Genomic DNA, 17782 nt, shown 5'->3' on the forward strand with positions numbered 1-17782 from the left:
TCTTCTTGCTCAAGATCACACTGCAATCACCTCGATCTGATGCATCTATCAATGTATGCATCTGTTAGCGTGGGGGCATGGACGATCTGCTGACCCTGCCCTGGGAGAGAACTGACGACTCCTCCCCGTTGGCTGTGCGCATGGCCGCCTGGGCCGCCCGCGAAGTCATCGAAGCCCGATTCGAACCCGGTGCCCTGCTCACCGAGGCTGACCTCGCCGAGGCACAGAAGGCCAGTCGCACGCCGGCCCGCGAGGCGATGCTCCAGCTGGAGAGGTGGCGGCTCGTGCGCCTCGTGCCGAAGAAGGGCGCGATCGTCACGACCGTCACGAGCAGGGAGCGCAGGGACCTGCTCGCCGTGCGTGCGATGTTCGAGGTCGACGCGGTCCACACCCTCACCGCTGCTGATGGTCTCGCTCCGGTGGCGGCCGACCTGCGCACACTCCTCGACCGTCAGCTGACTGCGCTGAAGGCCGGCAGCTCTCTCGACTTCGCCAGTGCCGACTACGCCTTCCACGCCCGCATCATCCGTGCCGGCGGCAACACCGTCGTCGACGAGATGCTCACGACCATGGGCCCGCGCCTGGCCCGACTGACCTATCAGGCCGTCATCGACCAGCCGAGCTCCCTGACCACCCTCTTCGACGAGCATGCCGAGCTCACCGACCTCGCCGAACGCGGCGATGCGAGCGCCTTCGGCAGCCTCGTCCGCCACCACATCGACGCCACGCATTTCCCGGAGAGCTGATGACCCACCAGACCGCGACCCAAGAAGCGCCGACAGCCGATGCGCTGCCGGCAACCGGCCCATCCCCTCGCCGAGGCGGGGCTTGGCTTCGCGTCGTTCCCGCCATGTTCCTGCTCGCCTGGGGCGGCAATCACTTCACCCCGCTCGTGCACATGTACGAGGAGGACGGCGGCTACGCGATCTGGCAGGCGAACCTCTTACTCGGCATGTACGTCGGGGGACTCGTGCCGGGACTCCTGGTCGCCTCGGCGCTCTCTGATCGACGCGGACGCAAGCCCGTCCTCATCGGCGGAACGATCGCGGCGATCCTCGGCAGTGTGCTGCTGGGCATCGGCTTCGACCTCTTCTGGCTGCTGTGTGTCGGTCGGGTGCTTGCGGGAATCGGCGTCGGTGTGGCGATGTCGGTGGGCACGAGCTGGATCAAGGAACTCTCCTCCCCGCCGTTCGACCACAAAGCCAATATCACCGCGGGCGCCCGTCGCCCCGCGCTGACGCTGACCGTGGGATTCGCCATCGGCGCTGCGGTCACCGGATGCCTGGCCCAGTGGGGCCCGCTGCCCGAGGCTCTTCCCTACGGTGTCCACGGTCTGCTGTCCATCGTCGCTCTGCTCATCGTCTTCACCGCACCCGAGACCCTGGCGAAGCACCAGCGGTCGGACCAGCACTGGTGGCGCGGCCTGCGGATTCCCCTGGTGGGGCACCGCACCTTCATCCGCCTCATCATCCCCGCCGCACCATGGGTCTTCGCCGCCGCGGGAGTCGCCTATGCGGTGATGCCAGCGCTCGTGCAGAAGCAGCTGGGGGAGTGGACGACGCTCTACGCCACCGTGCTCACCGTCGTCACCCTCGGTGCCGGAGCACTCGTGCAGAACCTTGTTCCGAGCATCAATCGGTGGACCGGTGGACGCGGTCTCGTCGTCGGTCTCGTGCTCATGACTCTGGGTATGGGCCTTGCCGTCGTCGCTGCACTCGTCGCGAATCCGATCCTTGCTCTGGTCGTCGCGATCGTGCTCGGCATTGCCTATGGCATCTGCGTCGTGGCCGGCCTCATCGTCGTCCAGGCCATCGCCGAACCCGATGATCTGGCCGGGATCACCGGCGTGTACTACTCGCTGGCCTACTCGGGATTCCTCCTGCCCACAGTGCTCGCGGCCCTGCTGCCGGTACTGCCGTACAGCCTGTCACTCGGTGCGGTCGCCGCCGTGTGTCTGCTCTGCCTGGCCACCGTGGCCGGAGGTTCGAAGCGACACCTCTGAGGCGCAGCAGAAACCGCCCCTACTGACCCCAGTTGCTACCCGACGGGTCCCCAGCACCCTGGCGCCACGGTGCTGGGGACCCGTCGGGTAGCAGGGAGAGTTGGTCGCGGGGTGCGGGCCGAGCGTCCTACCATGAGAACAACCGTCACCTACTGTTAGGGATCGAGCACATGCCCGGCAGACCACGCCGCCAATCGCCAGCCGTCAACGCGTTCATCGACATCATGGGACCTCGTCACGTCCTCACCTCGGCGAGGGCGACGGCCCCCTACGCCAAGGGCAACCGCTTCGGCGGCGGCAATGTGCTCGCCGTGCTGCGCCCGGGCAGCCTCGTCGACATGTGGCGGGCACTCCAGGTCTGCGTCGACAACGACCTCATCGTCATCCCGCAGTCGGCGAATACCGGTCTGACCGGCGGATCCGGACCCGGAGCGCAGGACTACGACCGCGAAATCGTCATTATCTCAACCTTGCGCATCAACCAGATCCACCTCATCAACGACGCCCGCGAAGCGATCTGCCTGGCCGGCTCCACGCTGTACGAACTCGACGAGGCGCTCGCCCCGCTCGGCCGCGAACCCCACTCGGTCATCGGTTCGTCCTCGATCGGTGCCTCCGTCATCGGCGGGATCGCGAACAACTCCGGCGGATCCCAGATCCGCAAGGGCCCGGCGTTCACGAAGCACGCGATCTTCGCCCGCGTCACCGAGGCAGGACGCCTCGAACTGGTCAACCACCTCGGCGTGGAGCTCGGTGACGACCCCGCCCACATCCTCGACAAACTCCAACGCGGTGACTGGGATCCGGCTGCTGTCACCCCCTCACCCGCGGACACGACGGAGACCGAATACGGCGAGCAGGTCCGGAAGATCGTCGACTCGCCGGCCCGGTTCAACGCGAACTCCGACTACCTGTATGAAGCCTCCGGTTCGGCCGGGAAGCTCATGGTCTTCGCCGTGCGCACCCGCACCTTCCCGAAGGAGACCGGCGCGACGACCTTCTACGTCGGCACGAATTCACCGGCCGAACTCGAGGACCTGCGCCGGGCGATCCTGACCTCGGACATGCCGCTGCCGATCTCGGGCGAGTACATGGGCCGTCCCTCGTTCGACCTCGCCGAGAAGTACGGCAAGGATACGTTCGTCTCGATCAAGCACGCCGGCAGCCGCGAGCAGATCAAGCTCTTCGCGCTGAAGAACTGGGCCAACGGTGTGTTCGCGAAGCTTCCGTTCTTCGGCGAGACCGTCGCGGACACGATCGCGCAGAACGCGTTCGGCCTGCTGCCGCAGCAGCTGCCCAAGCGGATGTTGGAGTACCGCGACAGGTTCGAACACCACCTGTTGCTCGTCGTCAGCGGTGAGGAGAAGGCGCGGATGGGGCAGTTCCTCGATGATTTCTTCGCCGAGGCGGCCCACGACGGTGCGTACTTCGTCTGCGATGCCGATGAGGCTCAGTCCGCGATGCTCCACCGGTTCGGTGCCGCGAGCGCCGCGACCCGCTACTTCAACCTCAATCGCGAGGACTCCTCGGACATGATCACCTTCGACGTGGCATTGCGCCGCGATGACGACGACTGGCTGGAGGTGCTTCCCGACGAGATCGCCGAGCAGCTGCACATCAGCTCCTACTATGGTCACTTCTTCTGTCACGTCTTCCACCAGGATCATGTGGCGAAGAAGGGTGTCGACACGGTGGCGCTGAAGAAGCAGATGACCGAGCTGCTCGAGGCCCGGGGTGCGGCTGTGCCTGCCGAGCACAATTACGGGCGCCTCTACCGTGTGCCGGACGAGATGGAAGCCCACTTCAAAGAACTCGACCCGCACAACGTCTTCAACGCCGGAGTCGGCGAGACCTCTGCGATGAAGGACTGGGCCTGAGCTTCCCCGGCGCATCGCCCCTGCTGCCGACAGCGCCGTAACTGCCGATTTCGGCAGAAGCATCCCGCACCGTTAGCGCTAAGCCACACCTATGGCGGCACCTCATACAGTTAACGGCAGAACACCCCGGTGCAACGGGGTGTTCTGCCGCTAACTGTGACCGATGCTCGGTGCGCTGCCGCCGACCGCAGCCGTACCGCCGACCGCAGCCGTGGCGGCGACCGATCAGTCTTCGTCTTCGATCTCAGCGGCGGCGGCCGCCTCGGCGCGCGCCTGCTTGGACTTGCGCACACGGGAGATCGTCATCATGGTGAGTGCGACGATGAAACCGAACGCTGCGCCGAACACGATGGAATATGTGCTGGTGGGAGCGCCGGGCATCGCACTCTTGCCCATCCCGGCGTCGATGAGCGGGTAGCCATTGCTCATGTGGAAGACGACCGCGGCGAGCCAGGCAATGGTGAACAGGCCGCTGATGACGTTGGTGATGATGAGTCGCTTCGGCGAGACACGGGCCAAAGCCATTGAGAAGTCGACATTCTCGCGCCTGCAGTAGGCCGAGATGGCCACTCCGCTCAGACCCGAGGCGAGCACGATGAGCGCCGACCACAATCCCGCGCCCAGTATGGCGAAGATCAGTGCGAGCGTGAAGAACGCGTACGTGGAGAAGATCGAGCCGAACGTATACGCCCGCAGGATGACGTTGCGTTCGCGCTCATCGCCCATGGACGGGTCATTGAATCCTGCAATCCTGTCGGCGAGTTCGTTGGGGCGGTTCCTCTTGTCGCTGACGTTGTTCATTGTGATTCCTCCTGAAGCGAGAAGATCTCTTCGACGGTCGTGTTCAAGGCTCGGGCGATACGCAGCGCCAGATACACGCTGGGGGCGTAGTCGCCGCGCTCGGTCGCGATGATCGTCTGTCGCGATACCCCAGTCAGCTGAGCCAGCTGAGCCTGAGTGAGCCCGGATGCCTTGCGGACCTGCTTGAGGTCCGAGGTCTGCACTTCCATACGGCTCCTTGATGTCAACTTTGCTTTACATCTAAAAGTAAAGCATGTTTGACATCGAAATGTCAAAGATCTTTGACATCGCCGAGGCGGCCCCGCAGTTCCGTGGTCCCGCTGGCACATCGGGCGGGCAAGTTGGAACCACTGCGACGGCAACTCGCGGTGGGCCGGAGCGGTGCGGGCACAGAGTGCGAGCATCCCTCACCGGAAACGTAAAAACACCCCGTTGCAATGGGGTGTTTTCACGCTAGCGGTGACGGATGCTCAAGCAGCGGTGCGAAGCGACGCTGCCGAGAGGACGTACCGCCTACGGTGACGGATGCTCAAACGGCAACGTCGGGGCGCTCAGTAGATGACGTAGACCTTGCGGACCGTCTCGGTGACATCCCAGCGGCCGCTCCAGCCGACCGGAAGGACGACGAAAGAACCCGTCGAGATCTCAGACGTCTGCCCGGTCTCGTCATCGGTCAGAGTTGCACGCCCGGAGAGGATATAGCAGACCTCCGTGTCCTGGCGGTCGACGACGGGCCAGCCGCCGGGCTGGCATTCCCAGATCCCGGTCTGAGCGCTGTTGCCGGGGTCGACCGGGAGGGTGCGCAGCAGCGGATTGCCGCTGTCGGCACCCGCGCGTACGCCGGCGCCCTTGAGTGAGCCGTCGATGTCGCTGCCGGGAATGTGAGTGAGAGTGGTCATTGGAGTCCCTTCTGAGTGTGAACCTGAGTATGGATGTGAGTGTTGATGGTCGGCGGTCTGGGAACGGATTGAGTTCAGTGCTGATTCAGCGGAGGGGCCAAATCCCGGAGTCAGTGCGCTCCGGTGAGCTTTTCGAGCAGGGCCGAGATCGTCGACGGTCGCTTCGTGATCCGTTCCTCGAAGTCGCCGAGCTCGGCTGCGGCCAGCCCCGCATTGACCCCTACCCATCGGAACGGTTCGACCTCCCACCTCGGCGATCGGTGGTCGACGATGGGCAGGGAATTGAGTTCGTCGGACTTGTCGAGGATGAGGTTGCGCAGGACCCGCGCGGCCAGGTTGCTCGTGGCCACACCGTCGCCGACGTACGGTCCGGCCCAGGCGATGCCGCGCGACCGATCGAGTCCGACCGAGGGGAACCAGTCGCGGGGGACTCCGAGTGGGCCACCCCACCGGTGGGCGATGGGCACATCGCGCAGCTGCGGGAAGAAGTCGTGCATGGTGTCGACGATCTTGTTGTGGATGCGGGTGTCGGTGTCGAAGCGCGGATCGACGCGGGACAGGAAGTGGTACGGCGCACCTCGTCCGCCGAAGACGATCCGCCCATCGGCGGTCGACTGGGCGTAGATGCGCAGATTCCGCATATCGTTGAAGGCCTTCCGCCCGTCGAACCCGAGATCGGATCGCAGGTCCGCAGGGAGCGGATCGGTGGCCACCACCAGCGAATACAGCGGTGCGACTTCGCGCCGGTACTGAGGGAATTCGGGAGTGTAGGCCTCGGTGGCCCGCACCACCACCTCGGCGGAGATGGTCCCGCCGGGCGTGCGCACCCGGCCAGATTCCAATGTGAGTGCGGGGGTGTCCTCGTAGATCGCTCCGCTGTGCGATTCGACCCAGGCGGCAAGGCCCCGGATCAGGTGGTCGGGTTGGATGACCGCGCAATGCGGGGTGAAGGTGGCACCGAGCACCGAGGTGGCTCTGACCTGGTCTGCAGCCTCGGTGCCGTCGAGGAACCTCATCTGACCGTGGGCGCCGAAGTCCTCCGCCGCCCGGACCGCTGTGCGCGCCCTGGCCAGCTGCGCAGGATTGCGTGCCAACGAGATGAAGCCGTCTTTCGCGTAGTCGCAGTCGATCCCCTCGGCGGAGCTGACCCTCCCGATCTCGTCGACGGCATCATTCATCGCCTGCTGCAGGTCGAGTGCGGCCGTGCGCCCATGGAAGTGGGCGACTCGGGCCAGCGAGATCGGGAAGATCGCCGAAGCCCAACCGCCGTTGCGGCCGGATGCACCGAAGCCGGCGACGTCCTTCTCCACGATGGCGACCCGGAGACTCGGGTCTTCTTTGAGCAGATAGTACGCCGACCACAGTCCGGTGAAGCCGGCGCCGACGATCGCGACGTCGACGGCGATGTCCTCATCCAGGGCCGCCCGCCGATGCCCGGTCCGGTCGGTCTTCCACAGGGCCGTCTCCTGCGGAGACGTCGAGCCGGCCCCAGCCGTCGAGCCGGCTCGACCCGGCGACGAGGTTCGATCAGTCGATGGGCTTCGACCCGTCGACGAGCTTCGAGCCGTCGACCCGGTGGTGTCTGTGAACGTGTGTGCTGAGTGTGAGGTGCGCATGGGGCCTCCTTCTTTGGAGTGCTGTTGAGCTGTATATGGTCAGTATTCGCGGCGGTTCGACGCCGAACCACCCGTGATGTGCACAGCCTTGAGCGCGCTCTTCATACGTTTGGCTAGTCCCCTCCTTCCTGCGCATGTGATGATGTGGACGTGTCCGCCCGAATCGACCGGGTGCTCCAATGAAGGATGATGATGATCTCGGTAGACGATCTGGCAGCCCTGCCCACGATGGGCCTTGAGTTCGTAGCCGGGAGTGCCGGTGGCCACCGGATGGTCACGTGGGCGCATGTGTGCGATCTCGAGGACCCCTGGAACTGGGTCGGGCCCGGCGACCTGGTGATGACCACGGGCCCAGGAATCCCCAGGGACCCTGCTGACCAGGTGGAATGGCTGGTGAAGATCATCGATGCCGGAGTCAGCGCACTGGTTCTTGCCCTCGGCCCGAACAGTCCTGCCGCCGGCGATCCGATGCTGGAAGCGGCATCTGAGCGCAGCTTCCCGGTCCTGACAGGTCGGTTCGATCTGCAGTTCGTCACTCTTGCCCGCGCCGTCATCGAAAGCTCTATCGACGCCGAAAGACGCCGCATCACTGCGATCAGACGTCTGTATGACATCAACAGCATGGAAGTCGAAGCGGGGGAGGGCATCGGCAGCCGCCTCAGCGCTCTGGAGAAGATCAGCGGATGGTCTCTCTGCCTGTGGGACGAACGGGAAGGCACCGTCCTCTTCGCCGGTCGTCATGCCGAGCGCACGGGGCTGAGCGAGGCCCCGGACACCGCCGCCGAGGTTGTCGCCCTGCCCGGAGACCCCTACCTTCGGCTCGCCGCTTCCCCTATCGCCGGCGCGACACCGGACAAACCCCTGCTGGCGCACGTGGTCGGCCTGCTCACGATGGAGTTCCGCTATCGAGGCGCCGAACAGGACCGGCTGCGGCAATCAGGACAGGAGCTCTTCTCCGGACTGCTCGCGGAGACGATCACACCCTCGGCGGTGTGGCCGGAGCTGAATCGGCGCGGACTGACGGAGGCCGTGGTCGTCGCCTGCTGGACGTCGGTGTCCGGGGCCGAGCTCACCGACAGCGACGTCCACCGCCGCACCTGGCTGGACGGACTCGCTCCGCTGCTGGCCCGGCAGGGCAGCTCACTGCTCGGTGTCGTTCCCGACGATGACGATCTTCTGCGCAGGATCGCCGAGTCAGTCGGTGATGACGCTGTCACCGGAGTGAGCTCGACGCTGACGTCGAATTCCTCGTTCCCCGAGGTGGTCCGCCAGGCGAAGCTGGCGGGATCACGTGCGATGGAGCTCCAGTCACCCGTGGTCAGGTACGACGATGACCAGACCGTGTCGATGTTTCCATCGACCCCCGCCGAGGTGCGCGGCCTCGTCCGCGGTGTGCTCGGCCCGGTCATCGACTACGATCGTGCGAACTCTACCGAGCTCGTCGAATCGGTGCGGGTGTTCCTCGGCAACGACGGGAACTGGAGTCGCAGCGCGAAGCAGCTGAGCATCCATCGGCAGACGCTCGTCTACCGGATGAACAAGGTCAGCGAGCTCCTCGGCTTCGCTCCGGCCTCCTCGAAGGGGACGGCGCTTCTGTGGTTAGCGATCGAGAGCGCTCGTCGCACCGGCATCGACCTCGCCGATATCGTCGACGACTGATGACGTCTGCCGGCGTCGGCGGGTGGCGAAGTGGATGATCGACAGGATCGCCCAGACGGCCAGTCCCTGCAGCAGCTCGATGCGCAGGTCGGAGCGGAAGAGCATGCTGATGAGCACGGCGGCGATGACGATGGTCACGGCGGCGGGCAGATACGGGTAGAGCCACATCTTGAAGACGAGGATTTCCGGCTTCTCCCTCTCCCACCTGCGGCGCAGCTTGAGCTCGGAGAGGCAGATCATCAGGTAGACGAAGAGGAACACCGCGCCGGAGGAGTTGATGAGGAAGTCGAAGACATCGTCGGGGAACAGGGCCGACAGTGCGACGCATCCATAGCCGATGACGGTGCACGAGAGGATGCCGATGACGGGAACGCCGCGCTTGTTCGTCGTCGTCAGGACCTTCGGGGCGTCACCGCGATTGCCCATGACGAAGAGCATCCGCGATGCCGTGTACATCCCGGTGTTGAGGACTGAGAGTGCGGCGATGACGATGACGAGGTTGAGCAGGTCGGCCGTTGCGGGCACTCCGATGTGATCGAGAGCGGTCACGAACGGAGATTCCCCGGGCACGATGGTGTTCCATGGTACGACGATGACGATGAGGACCATCGAGAGGATGAAGAAGGCGAGGATGCGGAACACGACGGAGTTCACGGCGCGGCGGATCGCCTTGACCGGTTCTTCGGACTCGGCCGCGGCGATGGTGGCGACTTCGACGCCGGTCATCGAGAACACGACGGCGACGACCCCAGTGAACAGCGTCAACACACCATTGGGCAGCAGACCGCCGTGCGCGGTGAGGTTGCTGAAGTCCGCTGACTGACCGGGCCAGAGTCCGAAGACGAAGGCCGCACAGATGGCGATGAACACGATGATGGCGGCGACCTTGATGCTCGCGAACCAGTATTCGGCTTCACCGAACGTGCCGACGGACATGAGGTTCACCAGTGTCATGATCACCAGGACGGTGCCGGCGGTGGCCCAAACGGGGATGTCCGGGAACCAGCGCTGGATCGTCTGCCCGCAGACCACGGCTTCGAAGCCGACGAGGATGACCCAGAAGTACCAGTACAGCCAGCCGGTGGTGAAGCCGGCCCACCGCCCCAGTCCCATATGGGCATAGTCGGTGAATGAGCCGGTGGTCGGTTTGGCGGCGGCCATCTCTCCGAGCATCCGCATGACGAGGAAGACGATGATGCCGGTGATGCCGTAGGAGACGAATGCCAAGGGTCCGGCATCGGCGACGATGGCGCTCGATCCGACGAACAGGCCTGCACCGATGACGCCGCCGAGGGCGAGCATCGTCAGGTGGCGCTGTTTGAGCCCCTTCTTCAGCTGATGTCCGTCATCGGCAGGCGAACTCGATGCCGAGCCGGTGGGTGATGTGGGTGATTCCTTCACGTGACTACCTCCTCGTAGTTGTGTCAGATCTCTACCCTGCGTGCTCCCGCACCCGGTCGCTATGCGGCATTGGTACAGGTGGTCTGCGGCCGTTCATACAGGTGGACAGCAGAGTTGCAGGTGGACAGCAGAGTTGGCGCAGGGATTTCGCCGAGGCGGCCCGCCGATTCGTCGTGAGCGCCGGCAAGCATCCCTCACCGTTCACTTCACACCGCCCCGCAAACTCGAAAACACCCCGTTGCAACGGGGTGTTTTCACGCGAACGGCGTTGGATGCTCGCGCGTCGGTGCGAAGCGACGCAGCCGAGAGGACGTGACGCTAGCGGTGCAGGATGCCCAAACCGCCGCGCGTCCGTGCGAAGCGAGGCTGCCGAGAGGACGTGACGCTAACGGTGACGAATGCCCTACTCCACGACCTTCACGCGTCGGCGGTCCTTCTCCAACCGGGCTTCGTGACTCGACCGCGAAGGGTTCAAGAGCTTGAGCAGCGACAGGGCGATGATCGCCCCGAGCACCGCGCAGCCGGCGGGCAGGAGCATCGCGGTCTTCGCGTCGAAGGCGTCGATGATGTTGCCGGCGACAGCGGATCCGAAGGCGACGCCGAAGCCCAGTGAGGTGCCCAACCAGGCGAACGCCTCGGTGAGCCTGCGCGGGGGAGCGAGCTGCTCGATGACGGAGTTGGCGCCGATGAGGCTCGGTGCGATCGCGGAGCCGACGACGATGAGGATGATGCCGTAGGTGACCATCGAATTCGCCAGCAGCATCAGGCACGCGCCCACTGCCAGAGCGGACACGGCCACACCGAAGCGGTGATGGACGGCGGCCTGCCAATTCCTGGCTCCGTACAGCGCTCCGGAGATGAGGGACCCCAGCGCCAGGCACGACAGCAGCACACCGGCCGAGGATTTCACACCGAGCTCGTCGGCGAAGGCGACGGCGATGACGTCGATGGCACCGAAGTTCACCCCGAGGAAGATGTTGACGATGATGATCGCGAAGATGCCCGGGTTCGAGAACACGTGGCCCTTCGCCTCGGTGGTCCGCTCGACGGGCGGAGGCTCGGTCGACTTCTGGATGTAGAGCAGCAGCGAGCCGACTCCGACGGTGATCATCGAGAGGATGATGCCCGCCGGCGGCCACACGGCTGTCGCGAGCACCGTGGCCAGCACCGGTCCGGAGACGAACATCAGCTCATCGGCGACCGACTCCCACGAGAATGCGGTCTGCAGCTTCTTCGGGGTGTCGACGATATGTGACCAGCGCGAACGCACCAGCGAACCGACCGAGCCGACGGTGGCACCGCTGATCCCGGCGAAGACGAAGATGAATCCCGGCCACCATTCTTCGTACACGGAGACGATGAGCAGCGTCAGTGCGATGAGGTGGGTGATGACGATGGGCGCCATGACCTTCGCCTGACCGAGGCGGTCGACGAGGCGAGCGATCCCGGGGCCGGCAAGTGCCTGGACGATCATGTATACGGCGGAGACGATGCCCGCCATGCCGTACGACCCGGTCACGCCCTGGATGAAGAGGACGATTCCCAGTCCCAGCACTGCGATGGGCATCCGGGCGACGAGACCGGCCAAGGAGAACTTGAGAGCACCGGGAAGTGACAGAATTTCCCGATAGTTATTGAACACCAGGAAAGTCTACCGAGCGCCCAGAACGACAACCAGACGGATCCTGCGTTATTACTGGTGAGTCCTCTCACCTCGGCGGAGTGCGAGTCGCCCAATGAGGTGCGCTCGCCTCTCGGCTGGTCCCCGCGAATGCCGCTCCCGCAGTATCCGTGCCAAGTACGGTGACACCATGCCTGAACGGGCAGAACACCTCGCCGAGGCGGCCCTGCCCACCCGTTCGCCCGCGGGGTCATCGGCGGCTCCCCGGAAAACAGTCCGCCACTGGATGCGCGAGGCTGAGAACTGAATCACGACACCCGCTATACAATTGGCGAGATTGCCCCCGTTCCCTGGCGTACGACGCCGCCCTCAGACCCCGGAGTGCCGATGACGGACAACACCACGTTCGACGATCTCTTCGACCACCAGCCCGACGAGCAGCAGCGCCCGCGCAAAAAGAAGCGCGTGTGGCGCAAGGTGCTCGTCATCCTGCTCATCATCGTCATCCTCGGCGTGCTCGGCGTCGGTCTCTACGTGTGGAACGTCGGCCGGTCCTTCGACAACAACGCGAACAAGCTCAGCGACGAACAGGTCTTCGGCAAGGAGAAGAGCGGCAACGCCGAGGACGGCGGAACGAACATCCTGCTGCTCGGCTCCGATGAGTCGATGAAAGATGTCGATGTCAACGATTCGCGCGGTCTGCGTTCGGACACGATCATGGTCATGCACCTGCCCAATGACGGCGGCAGCGTCCAGATCATGTCGATCCCGCGTGACACGTGGGTCGACGTCGAGGGGCACGGCAAGGCGAAGATCAACTCGGCGCTGTCCTACGGCGGTCTGCCGCTGGCCGTGACGACGGTCTCGGACTTCATCGGCACCGATCTCGATCACGTGGCGATCATCGATTTCGAGGGGTTCAAGGCTCTGACCGACAGCCTCGGCGGGGTGACCGTGAACTCTGAACAGGCGTTTGAGAAGAACGGCTACAGCTTCACCCAGGGTGAGAATGTCCTCAACGGTGATGAGGCGCTGACGTTCGTGCGTGAGCGCAAGCAGTTCAAGGACGGCGATTTCCAGCGTGCGCGCAATCAGCAGGCGTTCATCCGCGGCCTGACGAACGAGATCATTTCGGCCGATACGCTGTCGAACCCGAAGAAGATCCAGGACATGGTCAAGAACTTCGCGCCGTACATGTACGTCGACTCGGGTCTGGACGCGAAGTACATCTCCGGAACGGCATTCAATATGCGCGATGTCCGCCCCACTGACATCGAGTTCTTCACCGCTCCCGTCGCCGGCGTCGGCACCTCCCCGGACGGTCAGTCGATCGTCAACGTCGACGAGGATGAGCTGAAGAAGGTGCAGGACGCGTTCACGAACGACACCGTTGGCGACTATGTGGAGAACGCCCCGGAGGCGCACCTGTAAATCCTCGCCGAGGCGGCCGATCGTTGCCGTCGGCTGTGCACGACGAACCCCGCCCAGGATCTTCCTGAGCGGGGTTCGTCATGTGGGGAGTGCCGGCGAGGGGGTCAGACAGTGTGGGGCCGAGTCAGCCTTCGAACTTGACCTTGTGCACAGCGTGAGGTGCTGCGCCCCATTCATCCTGGTCGCCGATGGCCTGGTTGGAGACACCGAGCGTCATCTTCTCGCCGGTCTCCGTGTTCCGATAGGTGATGTACGTTGTTCCCGCGGTGCCTTCTGCCCCGGAGTTCCTCCAGTGAGAACCGTTTTCATCGCCATGGTCTGCCAGTTTCTCGGCGACTTCGTCGCTGGCAAACGCTTTGACTTGTTCGGTGTTGTCCTGGCCCCAGGCGATGACGAGTTCATCTGCGTACTTGCCGGCTTCGATCGGATAGTAGATGGATTGAGTGTCGACGTCCGAGGCGGCCGCCGGCGCCGTTGAGTCGGCTGCACCAGCATCGGCCGCCAAAGCGGGGCCGCTGACCAGCCCGATTCCGGCGAAACCGGCGATGGTGGCGATTCCCAGTGCTGCTGCGCGGTTGCGGATTGTTGACTTCATTGTGCTGTTCCTTTCCCTTGAGCTTCCTTTTAAGGGTTGTCGTCTGGAAGGTCTTCACTCCTGCGACGGATTGTCGTCACTGAATGCTCTCGCGCTGCGAATTTGCGAAGACGGGTGGTCAGTCGTCGAACTGGACCTTGTGCACGCCGTTGGGTGTGCCCCACTCGTTGTCGGGGTTGGAGACGGCTTCGTTCGGGACTCCAAGCGACATCTTCTCGCCGGTGACGGTGTTCTCGTAGTCGACATAGATCGTTCCTGCCGCCCCTTCGGCGCCGACGCGATCCCAGTGGGTGACGTTGTCATCGCCGTGCGCGGCGAGTTTCTCCGCGACCTGGGGAGAGGCGAAGGCTTCGACGCGATCAGTGGCGCCTTGGCCCCAAGCGATGACGAGTTCATCGGCGTACTTGACCGGGTCTGTCGGGTAGTACACGGATTGGGTGTCGACTCTCGAGTCCGCCGAATGACTCGACGAGTCGGCGACGGAGGCGTCGGCGGCCATTGCCGGGCCGCCCGCGAGCCCGAGGCCTGCGAGTCCGGCGACGGTGGCGATTCCGAGAGCTGCTGCGCGGTTGCGGATGGTGTTCTTCATGGCTTCTGCTCTTCCCTTTGCGTCGATTGCTGGTTCGGTTGCGCTGCTGTCAGTCTGCGAACTGAACATAGGTCACTGCGTGAGGTGCTGAGCCCCACTCGTTCTGGTCGTCAATGACCTTTTCGGAGACTCCGAGCGCCATCTTTTCCCCGGTCACTGTGTTCTCGTAGGTGACGTAGGTTGTGTCTCCGGTGCGTTCGCCGCCGGTCTGGTCCCAGTGCGTGGCGTCGTCACCGTCGTGGTCTGCCAGCTGCTCGGCCACGTCTCCGGAAGCGAAGGCCTCGACGCGATCGGTGTTGTCGGTACCCCAGGCACGGACGAGTTCGTTCGCATAGTCGGTCGAATTCGTCGGGTAGTACACGGACTGGGCGTCGACTCCCGAGCTCGCCGATTGACTCGACGAATCGGCGAGCGAGGCGTCGGCGGCCATAGCCGGTCCGCTTGCCAGTCCGAGGCCTGCGAGTCCGGCGACGGTGGCGATTCCCAGAGCTGCTGCGCGGTTGCGGATGGTGGACTTCATTGTGTCGATCCCTTCTGCTCATGTGCTGCCACTGCAAGGTGGCATGTCGATTGACGATGAACAGTATTTCGATCGAATTTGAGGACGCGGCAACGCCGACTGAGAGCCGACTCGGAGCCGGTCACGGATGGAGAACAGGAATATTGCAGTCGTGCGAACGCGACTGTTACACGACGGGAACCGGCCAGATGGTGACAAATCCTCTTGCCGACGAAATTCGAGGTGAAGCCACTGCCAAGCGACCGTCGCTTCGACCGGACGCGGTGTGTCGTGGGCAGTCCCCACGACAATTCCGATTGCTCAGCGATATCCGATCGTGATTCGTCGCGCTCTGACGAAAATGAACAAAATTCCTTACGGCTCACTCGGTCGTCAGTTCGACGACAGACCTCGAGCGTGGGATCAGAGTGCGATCAGAGGCGGACCTCTACTTCAGCACCCCATCGACGAGAGTCCGTGCATCGTGCTGGACCTGGCGCAGATGGTCTTCGTCGCGCAGGGATTCGGCGTAGATCTTGTACACGTCTTCCGTGCCGGAGGGGCGCACGGCGAACCAGGAGTTGTCCGTGGTGACCTTGAGTCCGCCGATCGGGGCGCTGTTTCCCGGCGCCGAGGTGAGCACCGAGGTGACGGGTTCACCGGCGACGGTCTTCACGCTCACCTGTGACGCATCGAGGGCGCCGAGGCGGGCCTTCTGCTCGCGGGTCGCCGGGGCGTCCTGACGGGCGTAGGCACTGGTGCCGTGATTCGCTGCCAGTCCCGCGTAGCGCTGCGAGGGGGTCTGCCCGGTCTTCGCGGCCATCTCGGCTGCGAGGAGGGCGAGGATGATGCCGTCCTTGTCCGTCGACCAGACCCTGCCGTCCCGACGCAGGAACGAGGCACCTGCCGATTCCTCACCGCCGAAGGCCAACTTCGAATCGAGTAGGCCGGGGACGAACCACTTGAAGCCGACGGGCACTTCGAACAGCGAGCGGTCGTGTGAGGCGACGATGCGGTCGACGATCGAGGACGTGACGAGGGTCTTCCCGATCCCGGCACCCGCCGGCCAGTCTGTGCGGGACTCGATCAGGTAGTCGATCGCGGCAGCCAGGTAGTGATTGGGGTTCATCAGTCCGGCGTCGGGAGTGACGATGCCGTGCCGATCGGCGTCGGCGTCATTGCCGGTGGCGATGTCGAAGTCGCCGCGGGAGGCGATGAGACCGGCCATGGCATACGGCGAGGAGCAGTCCATGCGGATGTTCTCGTCCCAGTCCAGAGTCATGAACGACCAGGTCGGGTCGACGTCCGGGTGGACGACGGTGAGGTTGAGGTCGTAGTCCTCGGCGATCGCCGCCCAGTAGTCGACGCTGGCACCGCCGAGCGGGTCCGCGCCGATCTTCAGCCCGGATGAGCGGATGACGTCGAGGTCGATGACGGATTCGAGGTCGTCGACGTAGTTCGAGACGTAGTCGAAGTTCTCCGTGTTCTCAAGGTGGAAGGCCCGCTGGAAGGGGGTGCGCGGAATCTTCTCCCACCCGTCGCGGAGGTAGGCGTTGGCACGTTCGGCGATCCAGGTCGTCGTCTCGGTGCCGGCCGGCCCGCCGTGCGGCGGGTTGTATTTGATGCCGCCGTCGGCAGGCGGATTGTGGCTGGGGGTGACGATGATGCCGTCGGCCTGCGCATCGTCGCGGGATTTGCCTGCATTGAACCCGAGGATCGCGTGGGAGACTGCCGGGGTCGGGGTGAAACCATCGCGTTCGTCGATGAGTGCGGGCACTTCGGCGGCGGCGAGCACCTCGAGGACGGTGAGGAACGCAGGCTCGCTCAGCGCGTGGGTGTCACGGCCGAGGAAGATCGGTCCGCGGATGCCCTTGTCTCGGCGGAAGTCGACGATGGCGGCGGTGATGGCCGCGATGTGCGCCTCGTTGAAGGATCGGTTGAAGCTCGAACCGCGGTGGCCTGAGGTCCCGAAGCTCACTGCTTGTGAAGGCACCGAGGGGTCGGGAACCAGGTCGTGATAGGAATCGAGAAGGGCAGGGATGTCCACGAGATCCTTGTCCTGGGCCAACTGGCCGGCGCGAGTAGTCATTCTTCTACCTTGCCAAATCCGGGCCACCTGTCACAGTTGTGTCCACGGAGTTCTTGCATCGTGGACTCTGCGGACACGTCAGCGCGAGATTTCAGTGCCGTGGACCGGTTCGCTTTTGCGCCGCTTCCCGTGTGCGCTGGCTCCGGCGTGTGCGCAGGCACGCGGACTCAGTCCGGAGGCTCCGAACCGTCGTCGTCCTCGTCTGTCGTGTCGCCACCGCTGATATCGCGGTCTTTATCGGCAGCAGACCCTTCGGCCTCGGCCTGGACCGCTACAGGGTCCCGCTCGATCGAAACCTCGTGCTCTGCGGCAATGCGCTCGAGCCTCTCCTCGGGTGTCTGCGAACCGCCTTCAGCGTCTGTCTCGGCGCTGACTCCGACGGCAGAGCTCTCGATCTCCTGTTCGTCGTCGACGTTCTGTTCTTCTGCGTTCTCTGGCGGGTTCTTCTCGTCGCTCATGACTTCGGCTCCTTTCGGAGTGGAACACGCTCGTCGCGTCGGGCGGTTGATGTCGGGCGGTTGATTGAGGATCACCATGGGTCTGGCTGTGATCCTTGTTCCCGACGGTAGACCTACGCCCGGCGCGGGATCAAGGGGGTCCGGAACGATGGTCGGAACCCTGTTCAAGAGGAGAGTCCTGAGATAGAGTGAGATCACTCTGCGGACGGGTGCTGAGTGGCCTGCCCCACGCGAACCCACACAGT

Annotated in this window: 16 protein-coding genes; 5 read left to right on the forward strand and 11 right to left on the reverse strand. The window is 64.3% G+C overall.

Annotated features, from left to right (window positions below; genetic code table 11):
- The first annotated feature begins 77 nt into the window (after positions 1–77).
- The 3 genes from L1F31_RS02735 (at position 78) to dld (ending at position 3879) form a co-directional block, all read left to right on the forward strand.
- Positions 78–746: a GntR family transcriptional regulator gene (locus L1F31_RS02735; protein WP_265419167.1), complete on the forward strand. Its 669-nt coding sequence runs from the start codon at positions 78–80 to the stop codon at positions 744–746.
- On the forward strand, positions 746–2002 hold the full coding sequence (locus L1F31_RS02740) for an MFS transporter (protein WP_265419168.1): 1257 nt from the start codon (positions 746–748) through the stop codon (positions 2000–2002). Before L1F31_RS02735 ends, L1F31_RS02740 begins: the two co-directional genes overlap by 1 nt.
- Positions 2003–2172: 170 nt before the next feature.
- Positions 2173–3879, forward strand: coding sequence for a D-lactate dehydrogenase (dld, locus tag L1F31_RS02745; RefSeq protein WP_265419169.1), 1707 nt, complete (start codon positions 2173–2175; stop codon positions 3877–3879).
- A 225-nt stretch (positions 3880–4104) separates the two neighbouring features.
- On the opposite strand, the gene L1F31_RS02750 is transcribed toward dld, so the two are convergent.
- The 4 genes from L1F31_RS02750 to L1F31_RS02765 all read right to left on the reverse strand — a co-directional run bounded on the left by L1F31_RS02750 (position 4105) and on the right by L1F31_RS02765 (position 7195).
- Positions 4105–4680: a hypothetical protein gene (locus L1F31_RS02750; protein ID WP_265419170.1), complete on the reverse strand. Its 576-nt coding sequence runs from the start codon at positions 4678–4680 to the stop codon at positions 4105–4107.
- Positions 4677–4889: a helix-turn-helix transcriptional regulator gene (locus tag L1F31_RS02755; protein WP_265419171.1), complete on the reverse strand. Its 213-nt coding sequence runs from the start codon at positions 4887–4889 to the stop codon at positions 4677–4679. The genes L1F31_RS02750 and L1F31_RS02755 overlap by 4 nt, the downstream gene beginning before the upstream one ends.
- Positions 4890–5231: 342 nt before the next feature.
- Positions 5232–5579 carry a cupin domain-containing protein gene (locus tag L1F31_RS02760; protein WP_265419172.1) on the reverse strand — a complete coding sequence of 116 codons (348 nt, stop codon included), beginning with the start codon at positions 5577–5579 and terminating at the stop codon, positions 5232–5234.
- A gap of 110 nt (positions 5580–5689) precedes the next feature.
- The gene (locus L1F31_RS02765) at positions 5690–7195 is read right to left on the reverse strand and encodes an FAD-dependent oxidoreductase (protein ID WP_265419173.1); all 1506 of its coding nucleotides are present in this window, start codon (positions 7193–7195) and stop codon (positions 5690–5692) included.
- A gap of 186 nt (positions 7196–7381) precedes the next feature.
- Between L1F31_RS02765 and L1F31_RS02770 the strand changes: the two genes are divergently transcribed.
- Complete coding sequence (locus tag L1F31_RS02770) at positions 7382–8854, forward strand: PucR family transcriptional regulator (protein WP_265419174.1); 1473 nt, start codon at positions 7382–7384, stop codon at positions 8852–8854.
- Here the strand turns inward: L1F31_RS02770 and L1F31_RS02775 are convergent.
- Both L1F31_RS02775 and L1F31_RS02780 read right to left on the reverse strand, forming a co-directional pair.
- The gene (locus tag L1F31_RS02775; protein WP_265419175.1) at positions 8795–10255 is read right to left on the reverse strand and encodes an amino acid permease; all 1461 of its coding nucleotides are present in this window, start codon (positions 10253–10255) and stop codon (positions 8795–8797) included. The two genes, L1F31_RS02770 and L1F31_RS02775, sit on opposite strands and share 60 nt — an antisense overlap.
- A gap of 403 nt (positions 10256–10658) precedes the next feature.
- On the reverse strand, positions 10659–11897 hold the full coding sequence (locus L1F31_RS02780) for an MFS transporter (RefSeq protein WP_265419176.1): 1239 nt from the start codon (positions 11895–11897) through the stop codon (positions 10659–10661).
- Positions 11898–12263: 366 nt separating this feature from the next.
- Between L1F31_RS02780 and L1F31_RS02785 the strand changes: the two genes are divergently transcribed.
- Entirely contained in the window at positions 12264–13307 is a 1044-nt protein-coding gene (locus L1F31_RS02785) for an LCP family protein (RefSeq protein WP_265419177.1), read from the forward strand.
- A 124-nt stretch (positions 13308–13431) separates the two neighbouring features.
- Here L1F31_RS02785 and L1F31_RS02790 read toward each other — a convergent pair whose 3' ends face one another.
- The 5 genes from L1F31_RS02790 to L1F31_RS02810 form a co-directional block, all read right to left on the reverse strand.
- Complete coding sequence (locus L1F31_RS02790; RefSeq protein ID WP_265419178.1) at positions 13432–13902, reverse strand: hypothetical protein; 471 nt, start codon at positions 13900–13902, stop codon at positions 13432–13434.
- Positions 13903–14020: 118 nt separating this feature from the next.
- On the reverse strand, positions 14021–14491 hold the full coding sequence (locus L1F31_RS02795; protein WP_265419179.1) for a hypothetical protein: 471 nt from the start codon (positions 14489–14491) through the stop codon (positions 14021–14023).
- A 49-nt stretch (positions 14492–14540) separates the two neighbouring features.
- On the reverse strand, positions 14541–15011 hold the full coding sequence (locus tag L1F31_RS02800; RefSeq protein ID WP_265419180.1) for a hypothetical protein: 471 nt from the start codon (positions 15009–15011) through the stop codon (positions 14541–14543).
- A 427-nt stretch (positions 15012–15438) separates the two neighbouring features.
- Complete coding sequence (gene pgm, locus L1F31_RS02805) at positions 15439–17079, reverse strand: phosphoglucomutase (alpha-D-glucose-1,6-bisphosphate-dependent) (protein WP_265419181.1); 1641 nt, start codon at positions 17077–17079, stop codon at positions 15439–15441.
- A gap of 167 nt (positions 17080–17246) precedes the next feature.
- Complete coding sequence (locus L1F31_RS02810) at positions 17247–17537, reverse strand: hypothetical protein (RefSeq protein ID WP_265419182.1); 291 nt, start codon at positions 17535–17537, stop codon at positions 17247–17249.
- Between the last annotated feature and the right edge of the window lie 245 nt (positions 17538–17782).

It is taken from the genome of Brevibacterium spongiae, assembly GCF_026168515.1.
In the GTDB taxonomy this organism is placed as follows: Bacteria; Actinomycetota; Actinomycetes; order Actinomycetales; family Brevibacteriaceae; genus Brevibacterium; species Brevibacterium spongiae.

Excerpts from the sequence above, each read along its gene's own strand:
- L1F31_RS02735 (WP_265419167.1), top strand. The coding sequence starts at position 78 with ATGGACGATCTGCTGACCCTGCCCTGGGAGAGAACTGACGACTCCTCC.
- L1F31_RS02740 (WP_265419168.1), top strand. The coding sequence starts at position 746 with ATGACCCACCAGACCGCGACCCAAGAAGCGCCGACAGCCGATGCGCTG.
- dld (WP_265419169.1), top strand. The coding sequence starts at position 2,173 with ATGCCCGGCAGACCACGCCGCCAATCGCCAGCCGTCAACGCGTTCATC.
- L1F31_RS02750 (WP_265419170.1), bottom strand. The coding sequence starts at position 4,680 with ATGAACAACGTCAGCGACAAGAGGAACCGCCCCAACGAACTCGCCGAC.
- L1F31_RS02755 (WP_265419171.1), bottom strand. The coding sequence starts at position 4,889 with ATGGAAGTGCAGACCTCGGACCTCAAGCAGGTCCGCAAGGCATCCGGG.
- L1F31_RS02760 (WP_265419172.1), bottom strand. The coding sequence starts at position 5,579 with ATGACCACTCTCACTCACATTCCCGGCAGCGACATCGACGGCTCACTC.
- L1F31_RS02765 (WP_265419173.1), bottom strand. The coding sequence starts at position 7,195 with ATGCGCACCTCACACTCAGCACACACGTTCACAGACACCACCGGGTCG.
- L1F31_RS02770 (WP_265419174.1), top strand. The coding sequence starts at position 7,382 with ATGATGATGATCTCGGTAGACGATCTGGCAGCCCTGCCCACGATGGGC.
- L1F31_RS02785 (WP_265419177.1), top strand. The coding sequence starts at position 12,264 with ATGACGGACAACACCACGTTCGACGATCTCTTCGACCACCAGCCCGAC.
- L1F31_RS02790 (WP_265419178.1), bottom strand. The coding sequence starts at position 13,902 with ATGAAGTCAACAATCCGCAACCGCGCAGCAGCACTGGGAATCGCCACC.
- L1F31_RS02795 (WP_265419179.1), bottom strand. The coding sequence starts at position 14,491 with ATGAAGAACACCATCCGCAACCGCGCAGCAGCTCTCGGAATCGCCACC.
- L1F31_RS02800 (WP_265419180.1), bottom strand. The coding sequence starts at position 15,011 with ATGAAGTCCACCATCCGCAACCGCGCAGCAGCTCTGGGAATCGCCACC.
- pgm (WP_265419181.1), bottom strand. The coding sequence starts at position 17,079 with ATGACTACTCGCGCCGGCCAGTTGGCCCAGGACAAGGATCTCGTGGAC.
- L1F31_RS02810 (WP_265419182.1), bottom strand. The coding sequence starts at position 17,537 with ATGAGCGACGAGAAGAACCCGCCAGAGAACGCAGAAGAACAGAACGTC.